The organism is Paraburkholderia sp. JHI2823, from assembly GCF_038900695.1.
Lineage (GTDB): Bacteria > Pseudomonadota > Gammaproteobacteria > Burkholderiales > Burkholderiaceae > Paraburkholderia > Paraburkholderia mimosarum.
The window spans coordinates 179,043-202,393 of the sequence record NZ_JAYMRY010000003.1 but is presented as its reverse complement, the minus strand read 5'-3'; the positions used below and the strand labels follow the sequence as shown (position 1 = coordinate 202,393).

The following is a 23,351-nucleotide window of genomic DNA, read 5'->3' as shown; positions in this document are numbered from 1 at the left end:
ACGGGTAAGTGCTGCGCGCGTGCGCCAGACGACATCGAGTGAATCAGTGCAGGGTCCGGGCGCGCGATGCGCCCGGACCTCCACGCCAAACGCGCTTATTCGACGTTGAAATCGATGCCCTGCGCGAGCGGCAGCGCCGACGAATAGTTGACCGTGTTGGTCGCGCGGCGCATATAGGCCTTCCACGCATCGGAGCCCGACTCGCGCCCGCCCCCCGTTTCCTTCTCCCCGCCGAACGCGCCGCCAATTTCCGCGCCGCTCGGCCCGATGTTCACGTTCGCAATGCCGCAATCGCTGCCCGAGGCCGAGAGAAAACGCTCGCTCTCGCGCAGGTCCGTCGTGAACACGCACGACGAGAGGCCATGGTGGGCCGCGTTGTTCGCCTCGATGGCGTCGTTGAAGTCGCGGTACTTGAGCACGTAGAGAATGGGCGCGAAGGTTTCCTTCAGGACGACTTCGGTTTGCGAAGGCATTTCGACGATTGCCGGACGCACGTAGAAGCCCTTTTCGTTGCCCGCCACGGTATGACGCTCGCCGCCGAACACCTTGCCGCCCTCGCGCTTCGCCTGCTCGAGCGCCGCCTGCATGCGAGTGAACGACTGCTCGTCGATGAGCGGCCCCATCAGCGTGCCCTGTTCGAGCGGATTGCCGATCGCAACCTTGCCGTACAGCGTCTTGAGGCGCTCGGTCACCTTGTCGTACACGCTCTCGTGCACGAAGAGGCGGCGCAGCGACGTGCAGCGCTGTCCCGCCGTGCCCACGGCCGAGAAAAGGATGCCGCGCAACGCGAGTTCGAGATCGGCGGTCGCCGAGATGATGCCCGCGTTGTTGCCGCCCAGTTCCAGCAGCGAGCGGCCGAAGCGGCGCGCAACTTCCACGCCGACCGTGCGGCCCATTTCCGTGCTGCCCGTGGCGCTCACGATGCTCGAGCGCGGGTCCGCAACGAGCTTCGCCCCCACTTCGCGGCCACCGATGACGAGGCTCGTCAGGCCCTCAGGCGCATCCCCGAATTCCTTGAGCACGTCCTGCAGAAGCTTGTTGACGGCGAGCGCGGTGAGCGGCGTTTTTTCCGAGGGCTTCCAGACGACGGCGTTACCGCACACGAGCGCGAGCGCGGCGTTCCACGACCACACGGCAACGGGAAAGTTGAAAGCCGAGATCACGGTGCACACGCCCATCGGATGCCAGGTCTCGGCCATGCGGTGGCCAGGACGCTCCGAAGCGATGGTGAGACCGTAAAGCTGACGCGAGAGGCCAACGGCGAAATCGCAGATGTCGATCATCTCCTGCACTTCGCCCAATCCTTCCTGGAAGATCTTGCCGGTCTCCAGCGTGACGAGGCTGCCGAGCGCGCGCTTCTGTTCGCGCAGCTTGTTGCCGAGCAGGCGCACGAGTTCGCCGCGGCGCGGCGCCGGCACATTGCGCCAGGTCTTGAACGCCTCCTGCGCCTTCGCGAGCACGGCGTCGACGTCGGCCGCCGACTGGCTCGCGACGCGGCCGATCAGCTCGCCGTTGATCGGCGAATGCACGGCGATGTCGCCCGCTTCCGTGAGGTGGGAAATACCGAGATCCGACAGGATGGTGGAAGCTTTCATAGGTACAATCCCTCAAAAGAATTCCCGATACGAAACATTGCTACTTTCGGAAACTATACACGCGCAATGGGGCGGCGACAATACGAAAATTACGGCAATTTAGCCATCTTACGCGCATTGCATGGGCGGAGCTTCGGGCCGCACCGCGCCTGTTGCCAAACCATACGCCCGCAGCGCGGGCGCATGATGCATTTCCTATCGGAAACAGACTGCTGACGCCCGACCAGGCGGGCGTCAGCCGGGGGACACCGGTTCCCGGGTTTAGTCGGCGGTGCGCGTCGTGACCGGCACCCACGCCACGTTCTTGACCTGATAGAGCGTCGAACTCGGCCCCTTCAGATCGCCCTGGGCGGTAAAGGCGATCTTGCCCGTGATGCCGTCATAGCTCGTCGCCTTCAGCGCGGCGTTGAAGTCGGCCGGGCTCGTGGAACCCGCCTTCTCTATCGCCGTGATGGCGACCCACGTCGCGTCATAGGCGAACGGCGCGTAGGCGAGCATGTCGATGCCGTACTTTTGCTTGAACTTCACAGCGAAGTCCCGGCCCTTGGGCAGCGTGTCGAGCGGCTGGCCGTATTCCCACACCGAGGCACCTTCGGCGGAATCGCCCGCGAGCTTGATGAAGTTCGCATCCATGACGCCGCCGCCCGCGAGGAACTGCGCCTTCAGGCCGAGCTGGCGCATGCGCTTGACGATCATGGCCGCCTGCGCGTCGAGGCCGCCGAAAAACACGAGGTCGGGATTCGTGCGCTTGATGCTCGTGAGTTGTGCGCTGAAATCGACGGCCTTGTCGTTCGTGAACTCGCGCGCCACGATCGTGCCGCCGCCCGCCTTCACGGCCTTCTCGAACTCGTCGGCTTCGCCCTGGCCGAAGGCCGTGCGGTCGTCGATGATGGCAATACGCTTCGCCTTCGTCACCGTCGCCGCATAGTTGCCCGCGTTGCCCGCGTTCTGCGCATCGGTGGCGATCACGCGATAGAGGCTCGGAAAGCCGCCCTGCGTGATGGCCGGGTTGGTCGCCGCCGGCGTGATCATCGGAATGCCGGCCTTCGCGTAGATTTTCGAGGCCGGCAGCGTCGTGCCCGAATTGAAATGGCCGATCACCACGGCCACGTTGTCGTCCACGAGTTGCTGCGCGACCTGCACGCCAATGCGCGGGTCGCTCTGGTCATCCTGCGAATCGATCACGAACTTGACCGGCTTCCCGCCGATGGTGGGATGCTTCGCGTTGGCTTCGTCCACGGCGAGACGCACGCCGTTCTCGATGTCCTTGCCATACGCCGCGCCCCCGCCCGTGAGCGGGCTGGCCACACCGATTTTCACGACCCGTTCCTGCGCGCTCACGGCGCCGGCAACCAACATCAACGACGCTGCGATCGCGCAGCCACGACGAGAAGCAAGGAAACGGGGATGCATAGGATATTCCTTCGGTATGGGAAATCGGCACTCGATGCGTCCCGTCAGTCGCACGGACCTTCGGCGCACGGCGTTCGTCTCTCGCCGCGCGCTGCCAGGGGGCGGGACGTAAGCGGATTGTCGGCAGCCCCATGAGGCGCATCAAACGAAATCTAATCACCACATGATTCGTTTTTCTCATCAAGCCCATGCTCACGCGTGGTGCGCCGATATGAAGCGTCACCTTGCAGGCATTGGGAGATACCCGGTTGCACGGAGACACCCGATTGTGCGTGGACTTCATGGAGCGGCGGATTCCATGCCGCGTGCAATCGCGTTCGCATCAGAATCATCATCCGCGCCCCTTGCTGCGTCATGCTATTCATAACAACGCGGAACCGATGAACGTCACTCGAAACGCGAATGCTATGATCGGAAACAAAGAGTAAGATACGAACAACCGGCGAACACCTCCCCACTTCCCGCATGGAAACCCCATCTCTCAAGCCCGCAGAAAACGCATCGGTGGAACTGGGCAAGCGCGTCAAGGCGGCCCGTCTGAAGCACGACTACACACTCGAAGCGGCCAGCCGCGCGTGCGGCGTGTCGCGCTCCACGCTCTCGAAAGTGGAAAACGGCGTGATGTCGCCGACATTCGACGTCCTCCAGAAGATCGTTCACGGCCTGAAGATCGATCTGGGCGAGCTGTTCGGTTCGGTGCCGAAACCACGCGCGAGCGGACGGCGCGCACTCACGCGCAAGGGCGGCGGCCAGCAGCATTCGGCGGGCTGCTATCAGATGGAACTGCTGGCAACGGAACTCGCGCACAAGTCGATGCACCCGTTTCGCATCCGCGTCACGGCGCACTCGCTGGACGAGTTCACGGAATGGGGCCGGCACGAGGGTGAGGAATTTCTCTACGTGCTGAGCGGCTCGGTTTGCCTCTACTCGGAGCTTTACGCGCCGACCCACCTCGAAGCGGGCGACAGCATCTATTTCGACAGCCGCACGGGGCATGCGGCCGTTTCCACGAGCGACGAAGACGCCGAAGTCCTCTGGCTCATCAACGAGCCGCACCCGGACACGCGCGATGGCGATCGCGGCGCGCCGGGCATTTGATCCGGCACGGTCAGGCCACGTTCTATGCCGCGTTCGCGGTCATCTTGAAGATGCCGGTGGCATTGCCCGCGTCGAAGCGCAAATCGGTCTGCCAGCGGCGCGCGACCTGATCGAACGTCCGCTTGCGCGTGATGAACTCATAGAACGAGCCCGGCACCTCGCGCGTCACGCGCTGGCCGTCGGCCGCGCGGAACTCGCGCACCACGGTGTCAGCGCGATACGCCGTCTGAAACACGCGGCCCGAGCGCGAGCGCTCGACGTCGGGCTTCATCGGGCGGCCTTTGGCCTTCTCGTCGTCGGACAGTTTGAAGACGTCTTCCACGCGGTCGGTCGCGTGATTGAAGGCATTGCCCTCCGTCGCGATCCAGGCCATCTCTGCCGATTCACGCAGCAACGTCTCGTAATCCGAAATAAATGGCACCTCGTGCTGACGGGCGAACGCACCGACAATCACGGGCAGCAGTTGCAGCGCCGCATCGAGCGGCAGCGAGCCATCGCGCTCCAGTTCTGAAAGCTGTGCGATGGCCAGCGGCGTGAGCGGATCCTTCGACGCGCCCACCACGTTCGTCACCGCCTGCTGGAACGCCGCGGAAAAGCGTTCGGGGTGCAGTTCGCTCACGAAGAATTGCGCGATCTCGTCGGGCGCGTCTTCGTGGGCATAGGCGCGGCCCGTCATGCCGAGCTTGTCGAGCGGATAGCGGCCGTTCAAGCGAAAACCGAGCGGACGCAGGATGCGCGTGAACGCCGCTTCGCCCGGAGGCAGCGCGCCGTTATGGGCCCAGCGCACCGTGCGCAGCGCCCCGTGATCGAAATACACCGTGCCGCCTTGCGCCACCGCGTCGTTCGTGTAGGTGCGGCCATTGGGCGAGCGCGCGAGCAGGCCTTCGAACAGCGCCATGTTCATTGCCTGGGCGAGCTCGGCGCGCGTGACGGTGCCGGCTTCCCAGTCTTCGAGAATCGAAGGGAAGTTGAGCGTCGAAAATAGGGCTTCGGTTTTCTCGTGGCCGAGCAGCGCCGACAACAAGCGTTCTACGTTCGAATTGTGCATCGCTAGTCTCACAGGAAACGACCGCCGAAGAGCGGTGATCAAACAGGCCACCGGCCATGTGTCGTGGCCGGGTATACGTAAAATGAATTATTCGAATGGTTGCACGCCGCGTAAAGCGAGATTAAATTGTCACTTGATGAGTTTATGGAATCAACATGCGCAAGTTCAAGATCCCGAACATCGGTGCGCTCACGGCGTTCGAGGCCTCGGCGCGGCACGAGAGCTTTACGCACGCCGCGAGGGAGTTGTTCCTCACCGAAAGCGCGGTGTCGCGCCAGATCGCCACGCTCGAATCGAACCTCGGCGTGCGCCTGTTCGTGCGCGCCAAGCAGCGGGTCGTGCTCACGCGTGCGGGCCGGCTCTATAGCACGCAGGTGCGCCGTGCGCTTGAGAGTTTGGACCGCGACACGCTTTCCATCATTGCGCACGGCAGTGGCGGCGGCTACCTGGAACTGGCCGTCCTGCCGACTTTCGCCTCCGAGTGGCTGATTCCACGCCTCAAGGACTTCTACGACCGCACGCCCGACGTGCGCGTGAACATGGGCGTGCGCACCGAGACGTTTTCGTTCGAGGAATCGCATTTCGAAGCCGCCATTCACTACGGCAAGCCAACCTGGCCCGGCACCTCGGCCGACTATCTGTTCGGCGAGGAGGTCGTGCCCGTCTGCTCGCCATCGCTGGTCGCGCGTCCCATCAAGAAAGCGCATGAACTGCTTGCCTACCCGCTGCTGCATTCCACCACACGGCCCGACGCCTGGACGCGCTGGTTCTCCGATCTCGGCGTGGAAGACAGCGCCACCATGCATGGCGTGCGCTATGAACTGCATACGATGCTGATCGCCGCAGCAGCGGCCGGGCTCGGCATCGCACTGGTGCCGAAGTTCTTCGTCGAAGGCCAGCTCGAACGGTTTGGCGTCGTCATTCCGTTCGACACCGCGGCCGTGGCCGATGGCGGCTATTACTTCGTCTATCCCACGGAGCTCAGCCACGGCAAGCCGCTGGAACTCTTTCGCGCATGGCTGCTCGAGCACGCGAGCGCCTATAACGCCTCGCAAGGTCGTGCCTGATCCCGGTAGCCCACGTACATACGATAAGAAAAAAGTTTCTTATCGGAAATAGTTGGGTTAGCATCGGACCAAACCACTTCTTCGTCGCGAGACTGGCATGGAAGACGTCGTCGTCATCGGTGCGGGCATCATCGGGGCATGCGCCGCACTGAACCTGGCGCAGCGCGGCATGCGCGTGCATATCGTCGACAGCGCGCCGCCCGGTTCAGGCTGCTCGTTCGGCAACGCGGGACTGATCGCGGTGGATCACGTCGCGCCCCTCGCGAGCCCCGATACGATCGCCGGACTGCCCCGCATGCTGCTGCGCCGCGACAGCCCGTTGCGTCTGCACAAGCGCAGCGTCCCGCGCATGGCGCCCTGGTTGCTGGAGTTCGTCGCCCAGGCGCAGCGCCCGCGCTTTCGGCGCAACACGCGCGCGCTCGCGAGCCTGGTCACGGTGGCGGCGCACGCCTGGCGCCGTCTGCTCGACAGACACATCTCCACGGGACTCTTTCGCGACATCGGCTCGCTCTATGTGTACGAGCGTCCCGTTGCGAGCGCAACGGAACGCGCGCAGCTCGATCTGCTCGAACGGCATGGCGTGCGCTACGAGAATCTCACGGCTGAGCAGGTGCGGCGCGACTATTTGCCGTCGCTCACGCCGCATATCAGCCATGCGCGCTATTTTCCGGGCATGGCTTCGGTCACGCATCCGCAGCAGGTCGTCGAGCGTATTTTCGAAGCGGCGCTCGCGGCGGGTGCGAGCTTCACGCGCGCCGCCGTCGAATCGTTGCGCGCCCTCCCCGATGGCCGCATCGGCGTCATGCTGAATGGGGAGACTCGCACCGTCGCCAAGGTGCTGATCGCGGCCGGCTCGCGCAGCGCCGAACTTGCGAGGCAGCTCGGCGCAAACATTGCGCTGACCAACGAACGCGGCTATCACGTGCAGCTCGCCGCCCCCTCGCAAGACACGCTGCGCGTGCCCGTGAGCTTCGTCGAGCGCGGCTTCACCTGCAATCCCATGGCGCAAGGCATTCGTCTTGCCGGAACCGTCGAACTCGGCGCGCGCGACGCGCCCGACTGGCACCGCGCCGATCTGCTCGCCACGCAGTTTCAAACGCTTTTTCCCGGCGCGAGCGCACCGCAGGTCGCGAGCCGCTGGTACGGCGAGCGCCCGACGCTGCCCGACTATTTGCCGGTGATCGGCGAGATGCCCGGCGTGCGTAACGCGTTCGTGGCGACCGGCCATCAGCATCTGGGCCTCACGCTCGGGCCGCTCACCGGCGAACTCGTCGCACAATTGATGGCGCGCGTCGCGCCCGCCGTCGACCTCGCGCCGTTTCGCATCGACCGGTTTTGAGGCTCGGCTTCGAAGCCGGTGGGCGGAAGCCACACCGCAACCGCAACATTCGTCAGGAGAGAACACTGGATGGAGCCCATCGCAATCTACGACGCAGCCGCCACGGCGCGCCTGCTCGACTTCGGCGTGCTGATCGACGCCCTCGCCACGGCCGCGCAGGAACACGACGCGGGCCGCATTCACGCCCCCGTGCGCACGGGCGTGCCGCTCAAGGGCAACGGCGTCATGCTCTCGATGCCCGCCAGCGCCGACGACATCGCCATCCACAAGCTCGTGAGCGTGTGCCCGGCCAACGTGGCGCTGGGTATGCCGACGATCTTCGGCGCGGTGACGGTATGCAATGGCGCGACGGGCCAGCCCGAGTTCATCCTCGACGGCCCGACGGTGACGGGCCGGCGCACCGCTGCGCTCTCCATGCTGGGCGTGCGCCTGCTGCACGCCGGCAAGCCGCGCGCGTTTCTCCTGATCGGCACGGGACAGCAGGCGCGGTTTCATGCCGAGGCGATCGGCCAGTTGCATCCTGAAGCAATGCTCTACGTAAAAGGCAGGACCGAGGCTTCCGAAGAAGCATTCCGCGCCCGCATGGCGCAATCCGGCGTGCGCTTGACGCCCGCGCGCGGCGCGGTGCCCGACGAGGTCGATACGGTCATCGCCGCGACGACGAGCAAGACGCCCGTGTACGAGTGCCCGGCGCGCAAGGACCGGCTGGTGATCGGCGTCGGCTCCTTCACCCCGGACGCCGCCGAGATCGCGCAGGAAACGGTGCGCGCGAGCCGCCTGTTCGTCGACGACCTGGCGGCCGCGCGCGAAGAAGCCGGCGACCTGCTTCAGGCCGGCATCGACTGGGCGAACGTGCGCTCGATCGGCGCCGCCGTGGCAGCCGGCGCGGCACGTTACGACAGTCCCGTGCTGCTGAAGACGGTAGGCAGCGGCGCGTGGGATCTCGCGGCGGCCCGCGTCGCACGGCAAATGCGCTGAGAGGATGCGGGCGAGTCCACCGTCCGCGCGCACGGATTAAAATCGCACGGCGACCGCGCGCACCGCGCGCTTTCGCCGCCGTTCCTGAGGCGGCAAGCGAGATCGAAACCCGAGATCAAAGTTAATTCAGCGATGACGACGAGCGCCTCCCAACCCGCCGTAAAAGTCCTGCGCGGCGATGTGATCGAAACCACGCATGTCGCCCACATCGCCGTGGTCGACGCCCATGGCCGCCTCCTCTACGCGCTCGGCAATCCGCATCGCATGACGCTCGTGCGCTCGGCGGCCAAGCCCGCGCAGGCGCTCGCTGTCGCCGAGACGGGCGCGCTCGCGCGCTTCGGTTTCGACGACGCCGACCTCGCGCTCATGTGCGCCTCGCACAGCAGCGAGGACCGCCATATCGAGCGCGTGCTCGCGATGCTCGCCAAAGTTGGCGCCGCGGAAGCGGACCTGCGTTGCGGCGGCCACGCGCCGCTCTCCGACGCCGTGTACAGGGCGTGGATCAAACGCGACTTCACGCCGGGCGCGGTGTGCAGCAACTGCTCGGGCAAGCACGCGGGCATGCTGGCCGGCGCGCGTTCCATCGGCGCCGCGCTGGCCGATTACCATCTCCCGTCGCACCCCTTGCAGCAGCATGTGAAGCGTGTCGTGGCCGAGGTCTGCGATCTTCCGGAGACGGGCGTCGAGTGGGCCATCGACGGCTGCAATCTGCCCACGCCCGCGTTCCCGCTGGAGCGGCTCGCGCGGCTCTTCGTGAAGCTCGCCGATGCGCAGGATCGCGCGGATGCCGCAAGCGCACCGACCGACACGCGCACGCAGGCGCTCGCGCACATCTATCGCGCGATGACGTCATACCCCGAACTCGTGGCAGGCGAAGGCCGCTTCTGCACGGCGCTCATGCGCGCGTTCGAAGGCGCGCTCGTCGGCAAGGTGGGCGCGGCGGGCAGCTATGCGATCGGCGTGCGCGCAAGCGCAGCGACCGCTCGGCACACGGGCGGCCCCGCGCTGGGTATCGCGATCAAGATCGAAGACGGCGATCAGACCGCGCTTTATACAACCGTCGTGGCGGTGCTCAGGCAACTGGGCATCGGCACCACGGAACAGATCGCAGGACTAAGCAAATTTGACGCCCCGCCCATCGTCAACACGATGGGCGTCGAGACGGGTCGCGTTGCGCCCCGGTTCGCACTAGAGCGCGTCGATCACCCGCCTGGCAAGCAAGGATGAAGCGCTGACGCGGGCCGCCAATGGAATGCGGCGCCCGCGCTGACGCTCAAAGCAGCGCCACCACCTTCACGTCGCTGCGATCGGCGGACGCCACGACCTTGCCGTCCACGCGGCGGAACATGAGTGTCACCGTATTCTTGCCCACGCGCAGATCCCCCACCTCCATCCAGTCGATGCCTTCGGGCAGCATCGGCTGCTCGACACGCACTTCGTTGCGCGCCGCGTCGATGGTCACGCCCAGACATGCTTCGAGCATCATGAACGGCGAGCCCGCGGCCCAGGCTTGCGGCAGACAAGCGACGGGATACGCGGTGGGCGGCTCACCACGGCGGCGCGGAAAGCCGCAGAAAAGCTCGGGCAGACGCATGTCGAACGTCACCGCGGCCTCGAACAGCGCCTGCAGGAGACGCACCGCCGCGGCCTTGCGGCCATAGCGTGCGAGGCCGCGCGCGCACAGTGCGTTGTCGTGCGGCCACACCGAGCCGTTGTGGTAGGCCATGGGATTGAAGCGGGCCTGGCTAGCCGCCAGCGTGCGCACGCCCCAGCCCGTGTGAAAGAGCGCCGATTCGAGTATTTCCGCCACGGCGCGGCCGCGCTCCTCCTGCGGCAGGCCGAACGCGAGCAGATGCCCCGCGTTCGACGCCAGCACGCGGCACAGTTCGCCATGACCGTCGAGCGCAATGCCGTAGAACTCCGACTCCGGCATCCAGAACTTCTCTTCCACGCATTGACGGATCTTCGCGGCGCGCGCGGCATAGCGGGCCGCGTCTTCCACCTGGCCGCGATGCGTGGCGAAGCGCGACATCGTCTCGAACGCCGCGCTCGCATACGCCTGCACTTCGACGAGCGAGATGGGGCCATCGGGGAAACGGCCGTCTGCGTGGAACACCGAATCGTGGCTGTCCTTCCATCCCTGGTTCGCCAGCCCGCCCTCCGATTCGCGCCGATAGTCGAGCAGGCCGAGTTTGTTGCGGTCGCACACACCCGCGACCCAGGCCGTTGCCAGTTCGAGCGAGGGCCACAGTTCGTCGATGAGCGAGAGGTCGCCCGTGCGCTCGACGTAGGCACCCGCCAGCACGACGAAGAGCGGCGTCGTGTCCACCCCGCCGTAGTAGAGCGCGAACGGCACTTCGCCCGTGGCCGCCATCTCGCTCTTGCGCATCTCGTGCATGATCTTGCCGACCGCCGCGTCGCGGAACGCCGAGTCCTCGCGCGCCTGGTGCTCCGCGAGAAAACGCAGCACGCCGCGCGCGAGTTCGGGCGTGAGCCACAGCGTCTGCAGCGAAGTAATGACGGCATCGCGGCCGAACGGCGTGGAAAACCACGGAATGCCCGCGTAAGGATACGGGCCGGTCGGCAGATCGGTGGTCAGCAGGCCCAGGTCGGCAATCGAGCGGTTGATCCACGCGTTGAAAAGCGGATTGCTGGAGCGCAGGCGCCCTGCGGCGCGGCGGCGTTCGCGCATGACGATATGCGAATCGACCAGCGCGGCGCGCACGGCCGCGCGGCCCACGCGCTGCTCCTTCGAGTTTGCGAGGCAATGCGCGGGCTGGAAGATGCCCGCGCTCTGCGTGCCCGGCGCGGCACCGGGCAGCGCCTCGACTTCGATCGCCACCGTGAGATAGATCGAGACGCAGGCCTGCGGAGGGAGATCCACCGTGAAATCGGCGCGGTCGGCGAACAGCTTGCTGGGGGCGGGCGAGAACTCGATGCGCACGCGCCGGGCCACCTTGTCGAGCCCGATGTACTCGAGCCGCACCTCGCCGTCTTCCACGCGCGGCGGCATGAGCGTGCCGCGTTTCTCGCGCTTCAGGCCCCGCACTTCGAACATGTCGCGAAAGTCGCTTGCAAACGAGATCGAAAGCGGCACCACGGCGTCTTGCGTGCCGTAGTTCGTGAGTTCGATGGCCTCGGTCAACATCGTGCCCGAGAGCACGCGCTCGCGCTCCACGTGAATCACGCCTTCCGGCGTGGTCGCACCGCCGAGCGGCGGCAGCGGACGATTCGTGAGGTGGGCCGTGAATACGGCGTTGTCGCTGCTCACGCTGCCCGAGAGCAGCGAAGGCACGCGCCCGCCAAACGTGAGGCGCAGCGACGAGAGCACGCGCGTGTCATTGACGAAGAGGCCGTCGTCGATGCCCGTGATGTCGCCGAGCGGATCGTTGACGATGAAAGTGCCGCCCGACTTCAGCACGTGCTGGTCGGCGCTCGCGAGTTCGGGGGTTTCGGGCGCGATGAATGCGCTATCGGCTTCCCGGGCGTCTTGCACGGGATGATCCACGCCGCTCGAGCGTGTGACGCCACCGAGTGTTTCAGGATCCTGCATTGCATGCCTCCGGTCACATCAAGGTGAGTTACGGTACATTCGCTTCCGCTCGATTGTAGTGGCTTCGGCGGATGCGTTGGCGATGAATGCATGACGCAGGCATCGAAACCGACGCGATGCGCGGCGTCTGCAAGGAACGTGCGCGGAAAAAATTGCGGGCGCCGGCACGGTATGACGTGCGGGCGCCCGTGGAGGCAATATCGTTCAATGTACGCGCAGCACGCCTTTAGCGGCGCGCCGCAAGCTTCAGCGCTGTGCGATCGGCAACGCTGCGCGCGGCGTTTCGCCGACGAAGAGCTGACGCGGACGGCCGATCTTCTGCTCGGGGTCGGCGATCATCTCGTTCCACTGCGCGATCCAGCCCACCGTACGCGCCATCGCGAAGATGCAGGTGAACATCGAGGTCGGGATGCCCAGCGCGCGCTGCACGATGCCCGAGTAAAAGTCGACGTTCGGGTAGAGCTTGCGCGACACGAAATATTCGTCTTCGAGTGCGATCTTTTCGAGCTGCATGGCGAGCTTGAACAGCGGATCGTCGTGCAGGCCGAGTTCGTTCAGGACTTCGTAGCAAGTCTCGCGCATGAGCTTCGCGCGCGGGTCGTAATTCTTGTACACGCGATGGCCGAAACCCATCAGCTTCACGCCCGAGTTCTTGTCCTTCACCTGCCTGATGAACTCGGGAATCTTGTCCGGCGAGCCGATTTCTTCCAGCATGTTCAGCGCGGCTTCGTTCGCGCCACCGTGCGCCGGACCCCACAGACACGCGATACCCGCGGCGATACACGCGAACGGATTCGCACCCGACGAACCCGCGAGACGCACAGTCGAGGTCGAAGCGTTCTGCTCGTGGTCGGCGTGCAGGATCAGGATGCGGTCGAGCGCGCGCACTAGCACGTCGTTGACCTTGTACTCTTCGGTGGGCGCGGCGAACATCATGCGCATGAAATTCGCGCTGTACGAGAGGTCGTTTTGCGGATACACGAAGGGCTGGCCGATCGAATACTTGTACGCCATGGCCACGAGCGTCGGCAGCTTCGCGATCATGCGGATCGCCGACACCTCGCGATGCCGCGGGTCGTTGATGTCGAGCGAGTCGTGATAGAACGCGGACAGCGCGCCGACCGCCGCCACCAGAATCGCCATCGGATGTGCGTCACGGCGGAACCCCCGGAAGAAGAAGTGCATTTGCTCGTGAACCATCGTGTGGTTCTTCACCGAGGCCACGAATTCGTCCTTCTGCTGCTGCGTGGGCAGCTCGCCCTTGAGCAGCAGGTAGCAGCTCTCGAGGAAGTCCGCGTTCTGCGCGAGATTGTCGATGGGGTAGCCGCGATAGAGCAGCTCGCCCTTGTCGCCGTCGATATAGGTGATCGCCGAGTTGCACGACGCCGTGGACATGAAGCCCGGGTCATACGTGAACATGCCGGTCTGGCCGTACAGCTTGCGGATGTCGATCACTTCCGGGCCCATGGCGCCCTTGTAGACCGGCAACTGAACGCCTTCAGCGAAGCCGGGGATCGTGAGCGTGGCGTGTGTCTTCGAATCGATCATTTGATGTCCTTGAATTGCTGTCATTTCGCAACAGGACGCAGCCGCCGGTCTTTCATCGTCCGGGCCGGCGTTGCCGCGACCGCTCGCCGCATTCTAAGGCGCGGTGCAGCATCGATTGATAGCGCAGCTCGCAACAATCCCTCCTCCAGCCCGCAACACTGCGAACCTTGCGGCTTCCTTAACGTCGATTCCCGCAACAATATTTTGCTCTGCAGCGCAACATGTCGCACCCCACCTTTGCGATACTGCTTGACATGCAAGGGTTTTCCATTACTTGCATTTTGTAATGAACCCGTTCTCATTCGCGGGCTTTTCATCACCACGCACGCTTAAAGCAAAAACGTAAGGAAGCAACAGATGAACATTTCGGTCGACACCCTGTTCGCGGAAGACGAACAAGCAGCGGGCGCCGTCGTCACGGCACTCAATCACCAGGACATCGTGGTCGCGCTTTCGGCGGCGCTCGCCAGCGAACGCGTCGCCGTGCTGCACATGCTGTATCCGCGTACCGACGCGCGCACGCACCGCAGCCTCGACGCCCTCGTGGACGCGCTGCACGGTCACGGCCTGCATCAGGTCGCCCGCCTGGTTGCGCAGGAAGCGCACTATCTCGTGTTCAAGGATCCCGTGAAGGCATGGAAGGCCTTCCACGAAATCCGCAACGATTCGCTCGCGATCGGCGTCCATCTCTACTACGCGGGCCTCGTGGGCGAAGCTGCCGAGCACAAGCTCGACGCCCACGCGCACGGCCGCGATTGAGCGGAAGTCGTTCGGACTACGACATTTCACGCATCAAAGGAACCGACGGAAGGGCCCGCCCTTCCCGCTTCAGCGCCCGTGGCCGCTCACGAATCGATCGATCAATTCGTTGAAGGCCGCGGGCCGCGCCAGATTCATCCCGTGCGATGCGCCCGCCACGCTGGCGCGCCGCGCGTCGGGTAGCCACGCGTCGAGTGCGGCCACGGCCCGGTGAAACACTTCGGGACTCAACGCGCCATCGATCAGCTGAACCGGACATTGCACCTCGGCGGCGCTCTCGCGCGTATACGCAGGCAGCGGATCCTTGAACTGCGGCCCGAGCGTGTGCGCGTTGTCGGTGGCCATGCGGCGGAACGCGCGCGTGCTCTTTGCCCAGAAGCCCGGACGGCTCACCGAATCGACGAACAGCTCCAGCCCCGCATCCACCTGCCCCGACTCGATCAGCGTCACCGCGCGCGCGCGCAGGGCGTTGACGGTCTCCGGCAGCGTGGCGAGCGTCTGTCCCGGCTGTTGCACCGGGCCGCCTGGATCGGCGAGCGTGAGCGTGCGCACATGCCGCGGATGGCGCCGCGCGAACTGGAACGCGACACTGCCGCCGCGCGAATGGCCGATCACGTGGGCCGGCCCCGCGCCGAGGGCATCGACGAACACCGCCAGTTCGTCGACATGGCTGCGCCAGCTGAAGGGTTGCCCACGCGCCGCGTCGCCGGCAGGCCAGTAGTGCGTGAGACTCACGCTGACACAGCGATACTGCCGCGCGAGACCCGCAAGCTGCGGCTGCCAGTAGCGGTAATCGCAAAGCGAGCCGTGCACGAAGAGAAGGAGTTCGCCCTCGCCGCGTTCGACATAGGGCATGGGCAAGCCGCCGGGCAATTCGATGAACGTACCGGGGGCCGGAAAAGCGGCTGGGTTCACGGCTGGACGATAAGGAAGCAACGGATCGGCGGCGCGCGGCAAAGGGAGGCCCGGCGCGGCGCACGCCGGCAAAGTGGCGTATTGTCCCATGCCCGCGCCGCGAAATGCGGTGCGCTGAGGGTGCTGCCTCATGCGCCCGCCAGCGTCTTTATGCAGGCGGCGGGCGGCCGCTTACTCGACCATCTCGAAAGCGTGCTCACTCATGAGCGACGCCGCCGCGCCCGCGCCGCGCACCGCGCAGGTGAGCGGCTCATCGGCCACGCGCACGGCCACGCCAAGCTCCGCCGCGAGGCATTGGTCGAGCCTGCCGAGCAGCGCGCCGCCGCCCGTGAGCACGATGCCGCTGTCGGCGATATCGGTGACGAGTTCGGCGGGCGCCGTCTCGAGCACCTGGCGCACCGCGCCGATCACCACGCGCAACGGCGCGGCCAGTGCGTCCACCACGTCGTGACTCGTGATCTCGATGGTGCGCGGCAGACCGTCTTCCATGCTGCGCCCGGTCGCGCGCATGCGTTCGATCGGCTCGCCGTAGAGCGCACAGCCAATCGTCTTCTTCACATGCTCGGCGGTCTGATCGCCGAGCACGACACCGTACAGCGCGCGCACGTAATCGACGATGGCGCGGTCGAACTGGTCGCCGCCCACGCGCACCGAACCGCTGCACGCCACGCCGCCGAGCGCGACGATACCCACTTCCGTCGTGCCGCCGCCGATGTCCACGACCATCGAACCCGTCGCCGCGTGCACCGGCAGGCCCGCACCCAGCGCCGAAGCCAGCGACTCGCCGATCAGGTTCACGCTCGCCGCCCCCGCCGCGAAGGCCGCCTCTCGAACGGCGCGGCGCTCGACGCGAGTCGCGCCGGCCGGCACGCACACCGTGAACGCCGCGCGCCGCCCGAGCAGGCGGCGCGGCTGCGCCATCGCCACGAAGCGGCGCATCATGTGCTCGGCGGCGGAAAAGTCGGCGATTACGCCGTGCGAAAGCGGACGCACCGTCTCGAGGTTGCCCGGCGTGCGTCCAAGAAGATCTTTGGCCTCGCTGCCCACGGCGGCGACCGTCGTCTCGCTCGCGCCGACGCGGCGCTCGAAGCAGACCACGGAGGGCTCGTTCAGCACGATGCCTTTGTCGGCGGTATAGATCAGCGTGTTGGCCGTGCCAAGATCGAGCGCCACGTCCTGGCGGAACAGGCTTTTGGAAAAGAGGGAATGCGGCTTGGCTCGGGCCATATTGGTCTGATGTGCGGTTTTTTTAGCAGCCCGGCAGACGAAACACCGCCGGATGGCATTCCCGATGGCGTCCTCGTCTATCCAGCGCGAAGTCACCGCGCGCCGGGCGGAACGGGCCGACGCGGCCCATAGGTTCGCGGCGACTCCCCGTTTTAACGGCCGCGACCGGCGCGAACTTTAACCGTGCCCAGAAAAACTGCATAGATTAGCCGGCAAAAGTGGCCGAAATAAGACACCCGCCCACGCAGCGGATGCCTCGTTTTTGCCGATTTGCGCCGATTAACGGGGTCCGACCTCGCACTTCCCGGCTAGGCGTGAACGAGCGCGCGAACCAAAGCGTCGCGCCCGAGCATGACGCCCTGGGGCGTGATCGTATGGCCGACGCCCGGCAGAGCAAAGGCAGTGACCGCAAATCCCGCGTCGCTGAACGCCGAGGCCGCGCGCTCGAGTTCGCTGGCCGGAATCACTTCGTCGTCCTCGCCGTGCACGAGCGTGAGCACGGTGCGGCTCTTCGCGACCACGGGCGTGACGAGCCGGCCCGCATAGGCGACCACGGCCGCGGCGCCCGAGGGTTGCGTGGCCACGTGATAGAGCGACATGATGGAGCCTTGCGAGAAGCCGACGAGCGCGAGCGCGTCAGAGCCGAGGCCCCAGTGGGCGAGTTCGGCGCCGAGCCGGCGCTCGAACACCTGAGAGGCGGCAATCACGCGCGCCTCCCGATTGCTCTCGCTGATATCGCGCAGACTGAACCACTGTCGGCCGCCAAAGCCCCCATCGAACGGCTCGCTGCCATCGAGCGAAACGAACGCGACGTCGGGCATCGCGTCGCGCCAGACATCGGCGAGCGGCGTCAGGTCCCGGGCATTGCTGCCCACGCCGTGCAGCAGCACGACGAGTGCGCGCGCGGCGCCTGCGGCGGGCGCAAGACGCCAGCCTCCTTCGAATGCTTCCCAGCTCATGGTCGGGTCTCCCCTCGAGGGCGTTGTCGAATTGTGAGTATTGTGTGTCCAGCGCTCGCATTATGCGCGGTGCGGCAGGCGCAAGGATACGCGCGCCCCCCGCCGCGTGTATGAAAGACTGCATTTCCTCACGTTACGTAAAGCCCCTCCACCGGGTGCCAGTTCGCTGTCGCGATGACCCTGCGGGGCATGGGGATGCTTCCAGGCGCCCGTTTCGCCGCGGGCGAATGCAGGTATTCTGTGCCTCAAACCGGACCCACGGAGAACAAGCTTGAGCCAGCCCGCAGCGTCATCCGCGCCGCCCGCGCCGCCGCCTCCGCTCCACGGAGGCCAGTTGATCCTCGGTACCGTCGCGGTCTCGCTCGCGACTTTCATGAACGTGCTCGACACGTCGATCGCCAACGTCGCGATTCCGACCATCTCCGGCGATCTCGGTGTTTCCGTGGATGAAGGCACGTGGGTCATCACCGTGTTCGCGGCGGCCAACGCCGTGTCCATTCCGCTCACCGGCTGGCTCACGCAGCGCTTCGGGCAGGTGCGCCTCTTCGTCACCTCGATCCTCTCGTTCGTGCTCGCCTCGTGGCTTTGCGGCATCGCCCCGAGCCTGCCTTTCCTGCTCGTCGCGCGCGTGTTGCAAGGCGCCGTGGCCGGCCCGCTAATTCCGCTCTCGCAGGCCATTCTGCTCGGCTCCTGGCCGAAGGACAAATCGGCCAGCGCACTCGCCTTCTGGGCCATGACGACGACCGTCGGACCGATCGCGGGGCCCGCGCTCGGCGGCTGGATCACCGATAGCTACAACTGGGCGTGGATCTTCTACATCAACATACCGGTGGGCTTTTTCGCGGCCTTCGTGACGTGGTCGATCTACCGCCATCGCGAATCGGCCACGCGCAAGCCGCCCATCGACGTGGTGGGGCTCGCTCTGCTCGTTGCCTGGGTCGCCTCGCTGCAGATCATGCTCGACAAGGGCAAGGACCTCGACTGGTTCAACTCGCCCGTGATCGTCACGCTCGGCATCGTCGCGCTCGTGAGCTTCGCGTTCTTTCTCGTGTGGGAGTTGACCGAGGCGCATCCGATCGTCGATCTGCGGCTCTTCGGGCAGCGCAACTTCCTCGGCGGGACGATCGCGATCTCGGTGGCGTATGCGGTGTTCTTCGGCAATCTGGTGCTGCTGCCGCAGTGGATGCAGGAGTACCTCAACTACCGCTCGGTGGATGCGGGCCTCGTCACCGCCCCGCTCGGCGTCTTCGCGCTGCTGCTCTCGCCCGTGGTGGGCCGGCTGCTGCCGCGCTCCGACGCGCGCATCATCGCGACGATCGCGTTCGTGCTGTTCGCGCTGGTGTTCTACATGCGATCGAAGTACGTGATCGAGATCGACACTTTCCACCTCGTGCTGCCCACGCTGCAAGGCGTCCCGATGGCGCTCTTCTTCGTGCCGCTCACGGCGATCATTCTTGCAGGGCAGCCGCCGAGCCGCGTGCCGGCGGCAGCGGGCCTCTCGAATTTCGTGCGCGTGTTCTGCGGGGCGGTGGGGACGTCGATCGCCACGAACGCGTGGAACAACCGCACGATCCTCCATCACGCGCGGCTCACCGAGCAGGCATCGGTCAACAATCCGACGTTCGTCCAGGCAATCGACCAGACCCAGAAGGTGCTGCACCTGAGCGAGCCCTCCGCGCGCGCGCTCTTCGATTTTCAGCTCACGACGCAGGCCGCGATGATGGGACTGAACGACATCTTCTATATCTCGGCGATCATCTTTCTCATGATCATTCCGCTCATCTGGATCACGAAGTCGACGAGGGGCGGCGCAGGCGGCGCGGCGGGCGCGCATTGACCCGCCTCGCCTCGGTGTCGCGTCGATGGCGTATCGATGTGTCAGCCAAAACGCGCGGGCAAATATGGCGTGGGATCGACGAACGGGGTTTCGCCGACGATCTGCTCGGCAACGAGGCGCGCCGTGACCGGCCCGAGCGTGAGCCCGTGATGGTTATGGCCGAACGCGAACCACAGCCCCGCATGGCGCGGCGCGGGCCCGAGCAGCGGGCGCATGTCGGGCGTGCAGGGGCGCAGGCCCATCCACGGCGTATCGTCCAGCCGCGCGCCGAGGCCGAACACGGGGCGCGCCTCGCGCTCGGCCGCATCGAGCTGCGCATAGTTGGGCGGACGCTCGCGCGTGGCGAGCTCCACGCCGGTGGTGAGACGCAAACCGCGGCGCATCGGCGCGACCACATAGCCGCCCTCGATGTCGACCACCGGGCGCACGAGCGGCGCAGACGCCTCGCTCGCGTAGTGCATGTGATAGCCGCGCTTGACCATGAGCGGCACGCGGTAGCCGAGCGGCTGCGTCACACAATCGGACCACGGCCCGAGCGCCACGACCGCGAGTTCGGCGCTCACGGGGCCAGCGTCGGTCTGCACCCGCCAGCCCTTGCCTTCGCGCGCAAGCGTGCGCGCATCGCCGCGCGCGAGCGCGCCGCCTTCGCGCAGGAACAGCGCGGCATAACCCTTCGTCAAAGCGCCGGGATCGGCCACGCTCGCGGGATCGACCCAGTGGATCGCGCCCGCGTAGCCTGCGGCCAGTGACGGCTCCAGCGTGCGCAAGCCCGGCGCGTCGAACATCCGCACGTGCAGGCCGTGCGCGTCGGCCACGCCCTGCGCCGTGCGCATTTCGCGCTCGAAGCCAGCGGACGACCGCCACGCTTCGAGCCAGCCCGTGGGCCGCACGATCTCGCGCAAACCCGCGCGCGCGATCAGCGCGTCGTGCTCGGCCACGCTGCGCTCGATGAGCGGCAGCATGTCGCGCGCGGCAAGCGCGAGCCGCGCCGGCGACGACTCGCGCCAGAACGACGCGAGCCAGCGCGCGTACGCGGGCAGCGAGCGCACGTCGTAGCGCAGCACGGTCGAGTCGTTGCGCACGAGGCGCAGCAACGTGCGCCAGTCGCGCGGAAAGCCGTACGGCACGACCGACGACGACTCGATCAGCCCCGCATTGCCATGGCTCGTTTCATCTCCGGGCCCGCGCCGGTCGACGAGCGTGACCTGCACGCCGCGCGCCTGCAGATGCAGCGCGACGCTCACGCCCACGATGCCCGCGCCGAGAACGATCGCGCTCCTTGTCATGGATTTACTCTGGATGCCGAAGTAAGCAAAATCACTTCGCGACGATATCGCGGCCGAAGTACTTCATCGACAGCTTCGTGAGCGTGCCGTCCTGGCGCAGCGAATCGATCGCCGCGACCACCCTGGCCTTGAGCGCCGCGTCGTCCTTGCGCATGCCGAAGCCCGTGCCTTCGCCGAGCGTGGCAGGGTCCTTGAGCGGCGCGCCCGCGAAGTCGAAGCCCTTGCCCTGGGGCTTCGAAAGGAAGCCGTCGGTGGCCGTTTGCACTTCCTGCACGGCGGCGTCCAGACGGCCGGCCGCGAGGTCCGCGAAAATCTGGTCCTGGTTCTCGTAGGTGACGATGTTCACGCCCTGCGTGCCCCAGTGCTTGCGCACGTAGTCTTCCTGCGTCGAGCCCTGCAGCACGCCGACCGACTTGCCCTTCAGGCTCGCGGCCGTGGGCTCGAGGCCCGAGCCGCGCTTCGCGACCATCTGGATCGGCATCACGTAGATGGCGGGCGTGAAGGCGATCTGCTGGCGCCGCTTGTCGGTGATGTTCATCGCCGAGTTGATGACGTCGAACTTGCGCGCCTCGAGCGCGGCGATCAGGCCATCGAAGCTGTTCTCCACCCACACGCACTTCATCTGCAGCTTCTGGCACACGGCATTGCCGATGTCGATGTCGAAGCCCTGCAGATCGCCCGAGGGCGTCTTGCTCTCGAACGGCGGATAGGATGCCTCCACGCCGAAACGCAGCGTTTTCGGGTCCTGCGCGTGGGCCGCGCTCGCCGTCATCGCCGCAAAGCAAGCGAGGCTGGCCGCAGCCGCGAAGCGAATCGTCTTCCTGTTCATCGTCGTCACCTTGTTTCGTAATAAGTATCCGTTCGAGCGCCATGCGCTTTTTGCGGCGCCCTCTCCCGAGAGCCGCGGCCGCAGGAGCACTATAGACGAAAAATAAAAATAAAGTCTAGAATGGACAAAAATGTCTACAGCACGACTCTGGAGCCCCAACATGAACGAGACGTCCCAACCCGCCGCTGCACCGTTCGTCGTCGAAGCCGCGCAGGTGCGCGCGGCCCTGCCCGCTCTCGATGTGCGCGGCGAACTTGCGCGCATGTTCGCCTCGCTCGGCCGCGGCGACGCCGTCCAGCCGCCGCAGACACTCGCGCTGTTCCCGAAGCAGGCCGGCGACTTCATCACCTATCTCGGCGTGCTCGCCGAGGCCGGCGTGTTCGGCGCGAAGCTCTCGCCGTACATCGCTGGCGCCGCAGGCGAGCCGCCCGTCATCACCGCATGGACCGCGCTGATGTCGATGCAAACTGGCCAGCCGCTCATGTGGTGCGACTCGGCGCTGCTCACCACCGAGCGCACCGCGGGCACCACGGCGCTCGCCGTCGACCAGCTCGCGCCGCGCGAGGCGCGCCGCCTTGCCGTGATCGGCTCGGGCGCCGTCGCGCTCGCGCACGTTCGCCATGTTGCGCCGCTGCGCGCGTGGGAAAGCATTCGCGTGTACTCGCCGAAACTGGCCGAAGACGCACGGCGGCAGGCCGAAATCCGCGCGCTCGACGCACGCGCGAGCGTGGCCGCGACGGCCGAAGCCTGCGTGCAGGACGCCGACGTCGTGATGCTGTGCACCTCCTCGGGCAAACCCGTGCTCGCGCTGGACGCCCTCACGAAACCCGCGCTCATCACGTCGATCAGCACGAACGTCGCCCTGGCGCACGAGATCGATCCGGCCGCGCTGCCCTCGCTCGACGTCTACTGCGACTATCGCCACACCACGCCGCAAAGCGCGGGCGAGATGGTCCTGGCCGCGCGCGAGCATGGCTGGTCGCCGCAAGCGATCGTGGGCGATCTCGCGGAACTCGCGAACGACGCGTGCCCGCGGCCCGCCTATGCGCGCCACGCGTTCTTCCGCTCGATCGGCCTCGGCCTCGAAGATATCGCCGTCGCGCACGCGCTGTACGCGCATCTGCGCGAAAGCCGCTAACAAAGCCGAACGCAGTATCATCGACGTCCTTCCCGCCGCAACACGGTCAAAGTCCGATGCACAAACGAGCCAACGAGAAAGCGAAGCCGTCCGCCAGCCCGAAAACGTCGCGCGAGATGCTGCTCGCGCGCTACGCTCACGTGGCGGATAGCATCACGACGCTCTTTTTCCCGTTCGCGGAAGTCGTGATTCACGACCTCTCGGACCAGACGGTGGTGTACATCTCGAACAACCTGTCGAAGCGCGAGATCGGCGACGACTCGGCGCTCGAAGATGTCGAGGAAACCACGCGCAACAAGCTGCTCGGCCCCTACGAAAAGGTGAACTGGGACGGGCGGCGCATGCGCTGCGTGAGCACGGCGCTCTTCGACGACGAAGGGCGAGCCGCGGGCGTCATGTGCATCAACTTCAACATCGCCGCCTTCGAGGACGTGCAGGCCACGCTCAACCTCTTCCTGCGCGGCGCGGGCGTGATCGCGCAGCCCGAGGAGCTTTTCAGGGACGACTGGCAGGAGCGCATCAACACCTTCCTGCACGGCTGGCTGCGCGAACGCCAGATCGCGCTCAACTCGCTCACGCGCGAGCACCGGCGCGAACTGGTCGAGGCGCTTCATGCCGAAGGCGCGTTCAAGGGCAAGAGCTCGGCCAACTACGTGGCGAAGGTGCTCGGCATGGGGCGCGCGACGGTGTACAAGCATTTGCGCGAGATGAAGGCGGACGCCGAATAGCGCACGACGCACGCGCCTGCGCACTGTGCGCTCG

At 66.1% G+C, this 23,351-nt stretch carries 19 protein-coding genes; 9 read left to right on the top strand and 10 right to left on the bottom strand.

The window, feature by feature from the left end; all coding sequences use genetic code 11:
* Positions 1 to 95: 95 nt before the first annotated feature.
* Together VSR34_RS05290 and VSR34_RS05285 are read right to left on the bottom strand one after the other, a co-directional pair.
* Entirely contained in the window at positions 96 to 1,595 is a 1,500-nt protein-coding gene (locus VSR34_RS05290; RefSeq protein WP_028210271.1) for an aldehyde dehydrogenase family protein, read from the bottom strand.
* Positions 1,596 to 1,856: 261 nt separating this feature from the next.
* On the bottom strand, positions 1,857 to 3,008 hold the full coding sequence (locus VSR34_RS05285) for a branched-chain amino acid ABC transporter substrate-binding protein (RefSeq protein WP_028210272.1): 1,152 nt from the start codon (positions 3,006 to 3,008) through the stop codon (positions 1,857 to 1,859).
* A 465-nt stretch (positions 3,009 to 3,473) separates the two neighbouring features.
* Here VSR34_RS05285 and VSR34_RS05280 point away from each other — a divergent pair, with 465 nt between their 5' ends.
* Positions 3,474 to 4,106, top strand: coding sequence for an XRE family transcriptional regulator (locus VSR34_RS05280; protein ID WP_042289481.1), 633 nt, complete (start codon positions 3,474 to 3,476; stop codon positions 4,104 to 4,106).
* A gap of 22 nt (positions 4,107 to 4,128) precedes the next feature.
* Here the strand turns inward: VSR34_RS05280 and VSR34_RS05275 are convergent, their stop codons facing one another.
* Complete coding sequence (locus VSR34_RS05275; protein ID WP_342962033.1) at positions 4,129 to 5,154, bottom strand: DUF1338 domain-containing protein; 1,026 nt, start codon at positions 5,152 to 5,154, stop codon at positions 4,129 to 4,131.
* A 155-nt stretch (positions 5,155 to 5,309) separates the two neighbouring features.
* Between VSR34_RS05275 and VSR34_RS05270 the strand changes: the two genes are divergently transcribed.
* The 4 genes from VSR34_RS05270 to VSR34_RS05255 all read left to right on the top strand — a co-directional run bounded on the left by VSR34_RS05270 (position 5,310) and on the right by VSR34_RS05255 (position 9,765).
* The gene (locus VSR34_RS05270) at positions 5,310 to 6,221 is read left to right on the top strand and encodes a LysR family transcriptional regulator (protein WP_342962032.1); all 912 of its coding nucleotides are present in this window, start codon (positions 5,310 to 5,312) and stop codon (positions 6,219 to 6,221) included.
* A gap of 97 nt (positions 6,222 to 6,318) precedes the next feature.
* A complete protein-coding gene (locus tag VSR34_RS05265; RefSeq protein WP_342962031.1) occupies positions 6,319 to 7,560 on the top strand; it encodes an FAD-dependent oxidoreductase in 1,242 nt (413 codons plus the stop codon).
* A gap of 69 nt (positions 7,561 to 7,629) precedes the next feature.
* A complete protein-coding gene (gene lhpI, locus VSR34_RS05260; protein ID WP_342962030.1) occupies positions 7,630 to 8,538 on the top strand; it encodes a bifunctional Delta(1)-pyrroline-2-carboxylate/Delta(1)-piperideine-2-carboxylate reductase in 909 nt (302 codons plus the stop codon).
* Positions 8,539 to 8,670: 132 nt separating this feature from the next.
* A complete protein-coding gene (locus tag VSR34_RS05255) occupies positions 8,671 to 9,765 on the top strand; it encodes an asparaginase (RefSeq protein ID WP_342962029.1) in 1,095 nt (364 codons plus the stop codon).
* Between the two features lie 46 nt (positions 9,766 to 9,811).
* Here the strand turns inward: VSR34_RS05255 and VSR34_RS05250 are convergent, their stop codons facing one another.
* Together VSR34_RS05250 and gltA are read right to left on the bottom strand one after the other, a co-directional pair.
* Entirely contained in the window at positions 9,812 to 12,091 is a 2,280-nt protein-coding gene (locus tag VSR34_RS05250) for an amylo-alpha-1,6-glucosidase (protein WP_028210278.1), read from the bottom strand.
* Between the two features lie 246 nt (positions 12,092 to 12,337).
* Positions 12,338 to 13,639 (bottom strand): citrate synthase, encoded by a 1,302-nt coding sequence (gene gltA / locus VSR34_RS05245; RefSeq protein ID WP_028230418.1) that lies wholly within the window; start codon positions 13,637 to 13,639, stop codon positions 12,338 to 12,340.
* Between the two features lie 357 nt (positions 13,640 to 13,996).
* Here gltA and VSR34_RS05240 point away from each other — a divergent pair, with 357 nt between their 5' ends.
* Positions 13,997 to 14,398 (top strand): hypothetical protein, encoded by a 402-nt coding sequence (locus VSR34_RS05240; RefSeq protein WP_028230417.1) that lies wholly within the window; start codon positions 13,997 to 13,999, stop codon positions 14,396 to 14,398.
* 69 nt (positions 14,399 to 14,467) lie between these two features.
* Here VSR34_RS05240 and VSR34_RS05235 read toward each other — a convergent pair whose 3' ends face one another.
* From VSR34_RS05235 to VSR34_RS05225, 3 genes are all read right to left on the bottom strand, one after another.
* On the bottom strand, positions 14,468 to 15,253 hold the full coding sequence (locus VSR34_RS05235) for an alpha/beta hydrolase (protein WP_028210281.1): 786 nt from the start codon (positions 15,251 to 15,253) through the stop codon (positions 14,468 to 14,470).
* Between the two features lie 231 nt (positions 15,254 to 15,484).
* A complete protein-coding gene (locus tag VSR34_RS05230) occupies positions 15,485 to 16,540 on the bottom strand; it encodes a rod shape-determining protein (protein WP_028230416.1) in 1,056 nt (351 codons plus the stop codon).
* A gap of 308 nt (positions 16,541 to 16,848) precedes the next feature.
* Positions 16,849 to 17,499: a dienelactone hydrolase family protein gene (locus tag VSR34_RS05225; RefSeq protein ID WP_028210283.1), complete on the bottom strand. Its 651-nt coding sequence runs from the start codon at positions 17,497 to 17,499 to the stop codon at positions 16,849 to 16,851.
* A gap of 271 nt (positions 17,500 to 17,770) precedes the next feature.
* Between VSR34_RS05225 and VSR34_RS05220 the strand changes: the two genes are divergently transcribed.
* Positions 17,771 to 19,336, top strand: coding sequence for a DHA2 family efflux MFS transporter permease subunit (locus VSR34_RS05220; RefSeq protein WP_342962028.1), 1,566 nt, complete (start codon positions 17,771 to 17,773; stop codon positions 19,334 to 19,336).
* Positions 19,337 to 19,377: 41 nt separating this feature from the next.
* Here the strand turns inward: VSR34_RS05220 and VSR34_RS05215 are convergent, their stop codons facing one another.
* Entirely contained in the window at positions 19,378 to 20,622 is a 1,245-nt protein-coding gene (locus VSR34_RS05215; RefSeq protein WP_342962027.1) for an FAD-binding oxidoreductase, read from the bottom strand.
* Between the two features lie 31 nt (positions 20,623 to 20,653).
* Entirely contained in the window at positions 20,654 to 21,451 is a 798-nt protein-coding gene (locus VSR34_RS05210; RefSeq protein WP_028210286.1) for an ABC transporter substrate-binding protein, read from the bottom strand.
* A 160-nt stretch (positions 21,452 to 21,611) separates the two neighbouring features.
* On the opposite strand from VSR34_RS05210, the gene VSR34_RS05205 reads away from it, so the two are divergent.
* Positions 21,612 to 22,589 (top strand): ornithine cyclodeaminase family protein, encoded by a 978-nt coding sequence (locus VSR34_RS05205; protein ID WP_342962026.1) that lies wholly within the window; start codon positions 21,612 to 21,614, stop codon positions 22,587 to 22,589.
* Between the two features lie 56 nt (positions 22,590 to 22,645).
* Entirely contained in the window at positions 22,646 to 23,317 is a 672-nt protein-coding gene (locus VSR34_RS05200; protein WP_342962025.1) for a PAS domain-containing protein, read from the top strand.
* The last annotated feature ends 34 nt before the right edge of the window (positions 23,318 to 23,351 follow it).

Coding starts and splice junctions, on each gene's coding strand:
- VSR34_RS05290 (WP_028210271.1), bottom strand. CDS start 1,595: ATGAAAGCTTCCACCATCCTGTCGGATCTCGGTATTTCCCACCTCACG.
- VSR34_RS05285 (WP_028210272.1), bottom strand. CDS start 3,008: ATGCATCCCCGTTTCCTTGCTTCTCGTCGTGGCTGCGCGATCGCAGCG.
- VSR34_RS05280 (WP_042289481.1), top strand. CDS start 3,474: ATGGAAACCCCATCTCTCAAGCCCGCAGAAAACGCATCGGTGGAACTG.
- VSR34_RS05275 (WP_342962033.1), bottom strand. CDS start 5,154: ATGCACAATTCGAACGTAGAACGCTTGTTGTCGGCGCTGCTCGGCCAC.
- VSR34_RS05270 (WP_342962032.1), top strand. CDS start 5,310: ATGCGCAAGTTCAAGATCCCGAACATCGGTGCGCTCACGGCGTTCGAG.
- VSR34_RS05265 (WP_342962031.1), top strand. CDS start 6,319: ATGGAAGACGTCGTCGTCATCGGTGCGGGCATCATCGGGGCATGCGCC.
- lhpI (WP_342962030.1), top strand. CDS start 7,630: ATGGAGCCCATCGCAATCTACGACGCAGCCGCCACGGCGCGCCTGCTC.
- VSR34_RS05255 (WP_342962029.1), top strand. CDS start 8,671: ATGACGACGAGCGCCTCCCAACCCGCCGTAAAAGTCCTGCGCGGCGAT.
- VSR34_RS05250 (WP_028210278.1), bottom strand. CDS start 12,091: ATGCAGGATCCTGAAACACTCGGTGGCGTCACACGCTCGAGCGGCGTG.
- gltA (WP_028230418.1), bottom strand. CDS start 13,639: ATGATCGATTCGAAGACACACGCCACGCTCACGATCCCCGGCTTCGCT.
- VSR34_RS05240 (WP_028230417.1), top strand. CDS start 13,997: ATGAACATTTCGGTCGACACCCTGTTCGCGGAAGACGAACAAGCAGCG.
- VSR34_RS05235 (WP_028210281.1), bottom strand. CDS start 15,253: ATGCCCTATGTCGAACGCGGCGAGGGCGAACTCCTTCTCTTCGTGCAC.
- VSR34_RS05230 (WP_028230416.1), bottom strand. CDS start 16,540: ATGGCCCGAGCCAAGCCGCATTCCCTCTTTTCCAAAAGCCTGTTCCGC.
- VSR34_RS05225 (WP_028210283.1), bottom strand. CDS start 17,499: ATGAGCTGGGAAGCATTCGAAGGAGGCTGGCGTCTTGCGCCCGCCGCA.
- VSR34_RS05215 (WP_342962027.1), bottom strand. CDS start 20,622: ATGACAAGGAGCGCGATCGTTCTCGGCGCGGGCATCGTGGGCGTGAGC.
- VSR34_RS05210 (WP_028210286.1), bottom strand. CDS start 21,451: ATGAACAGGAAGACGATTCGCTTCGCGGCTGCGGCCAGCCTCGCTTGC.
- VSR34_RS05205 (WP_342962026.1), top strand. CDS start 21,612: ATGAACGAGACGTCCCAACCCGCCGCTGCACCGTTCGTCGTCGAAGCC.
- VSR34_RS05200 (WP_342962025.1), top strand. CDS start 22,646: ATGCACAAACGAGCCAACGAGAAAGCGAAGCCGTCCGCCAGCCCGAAA.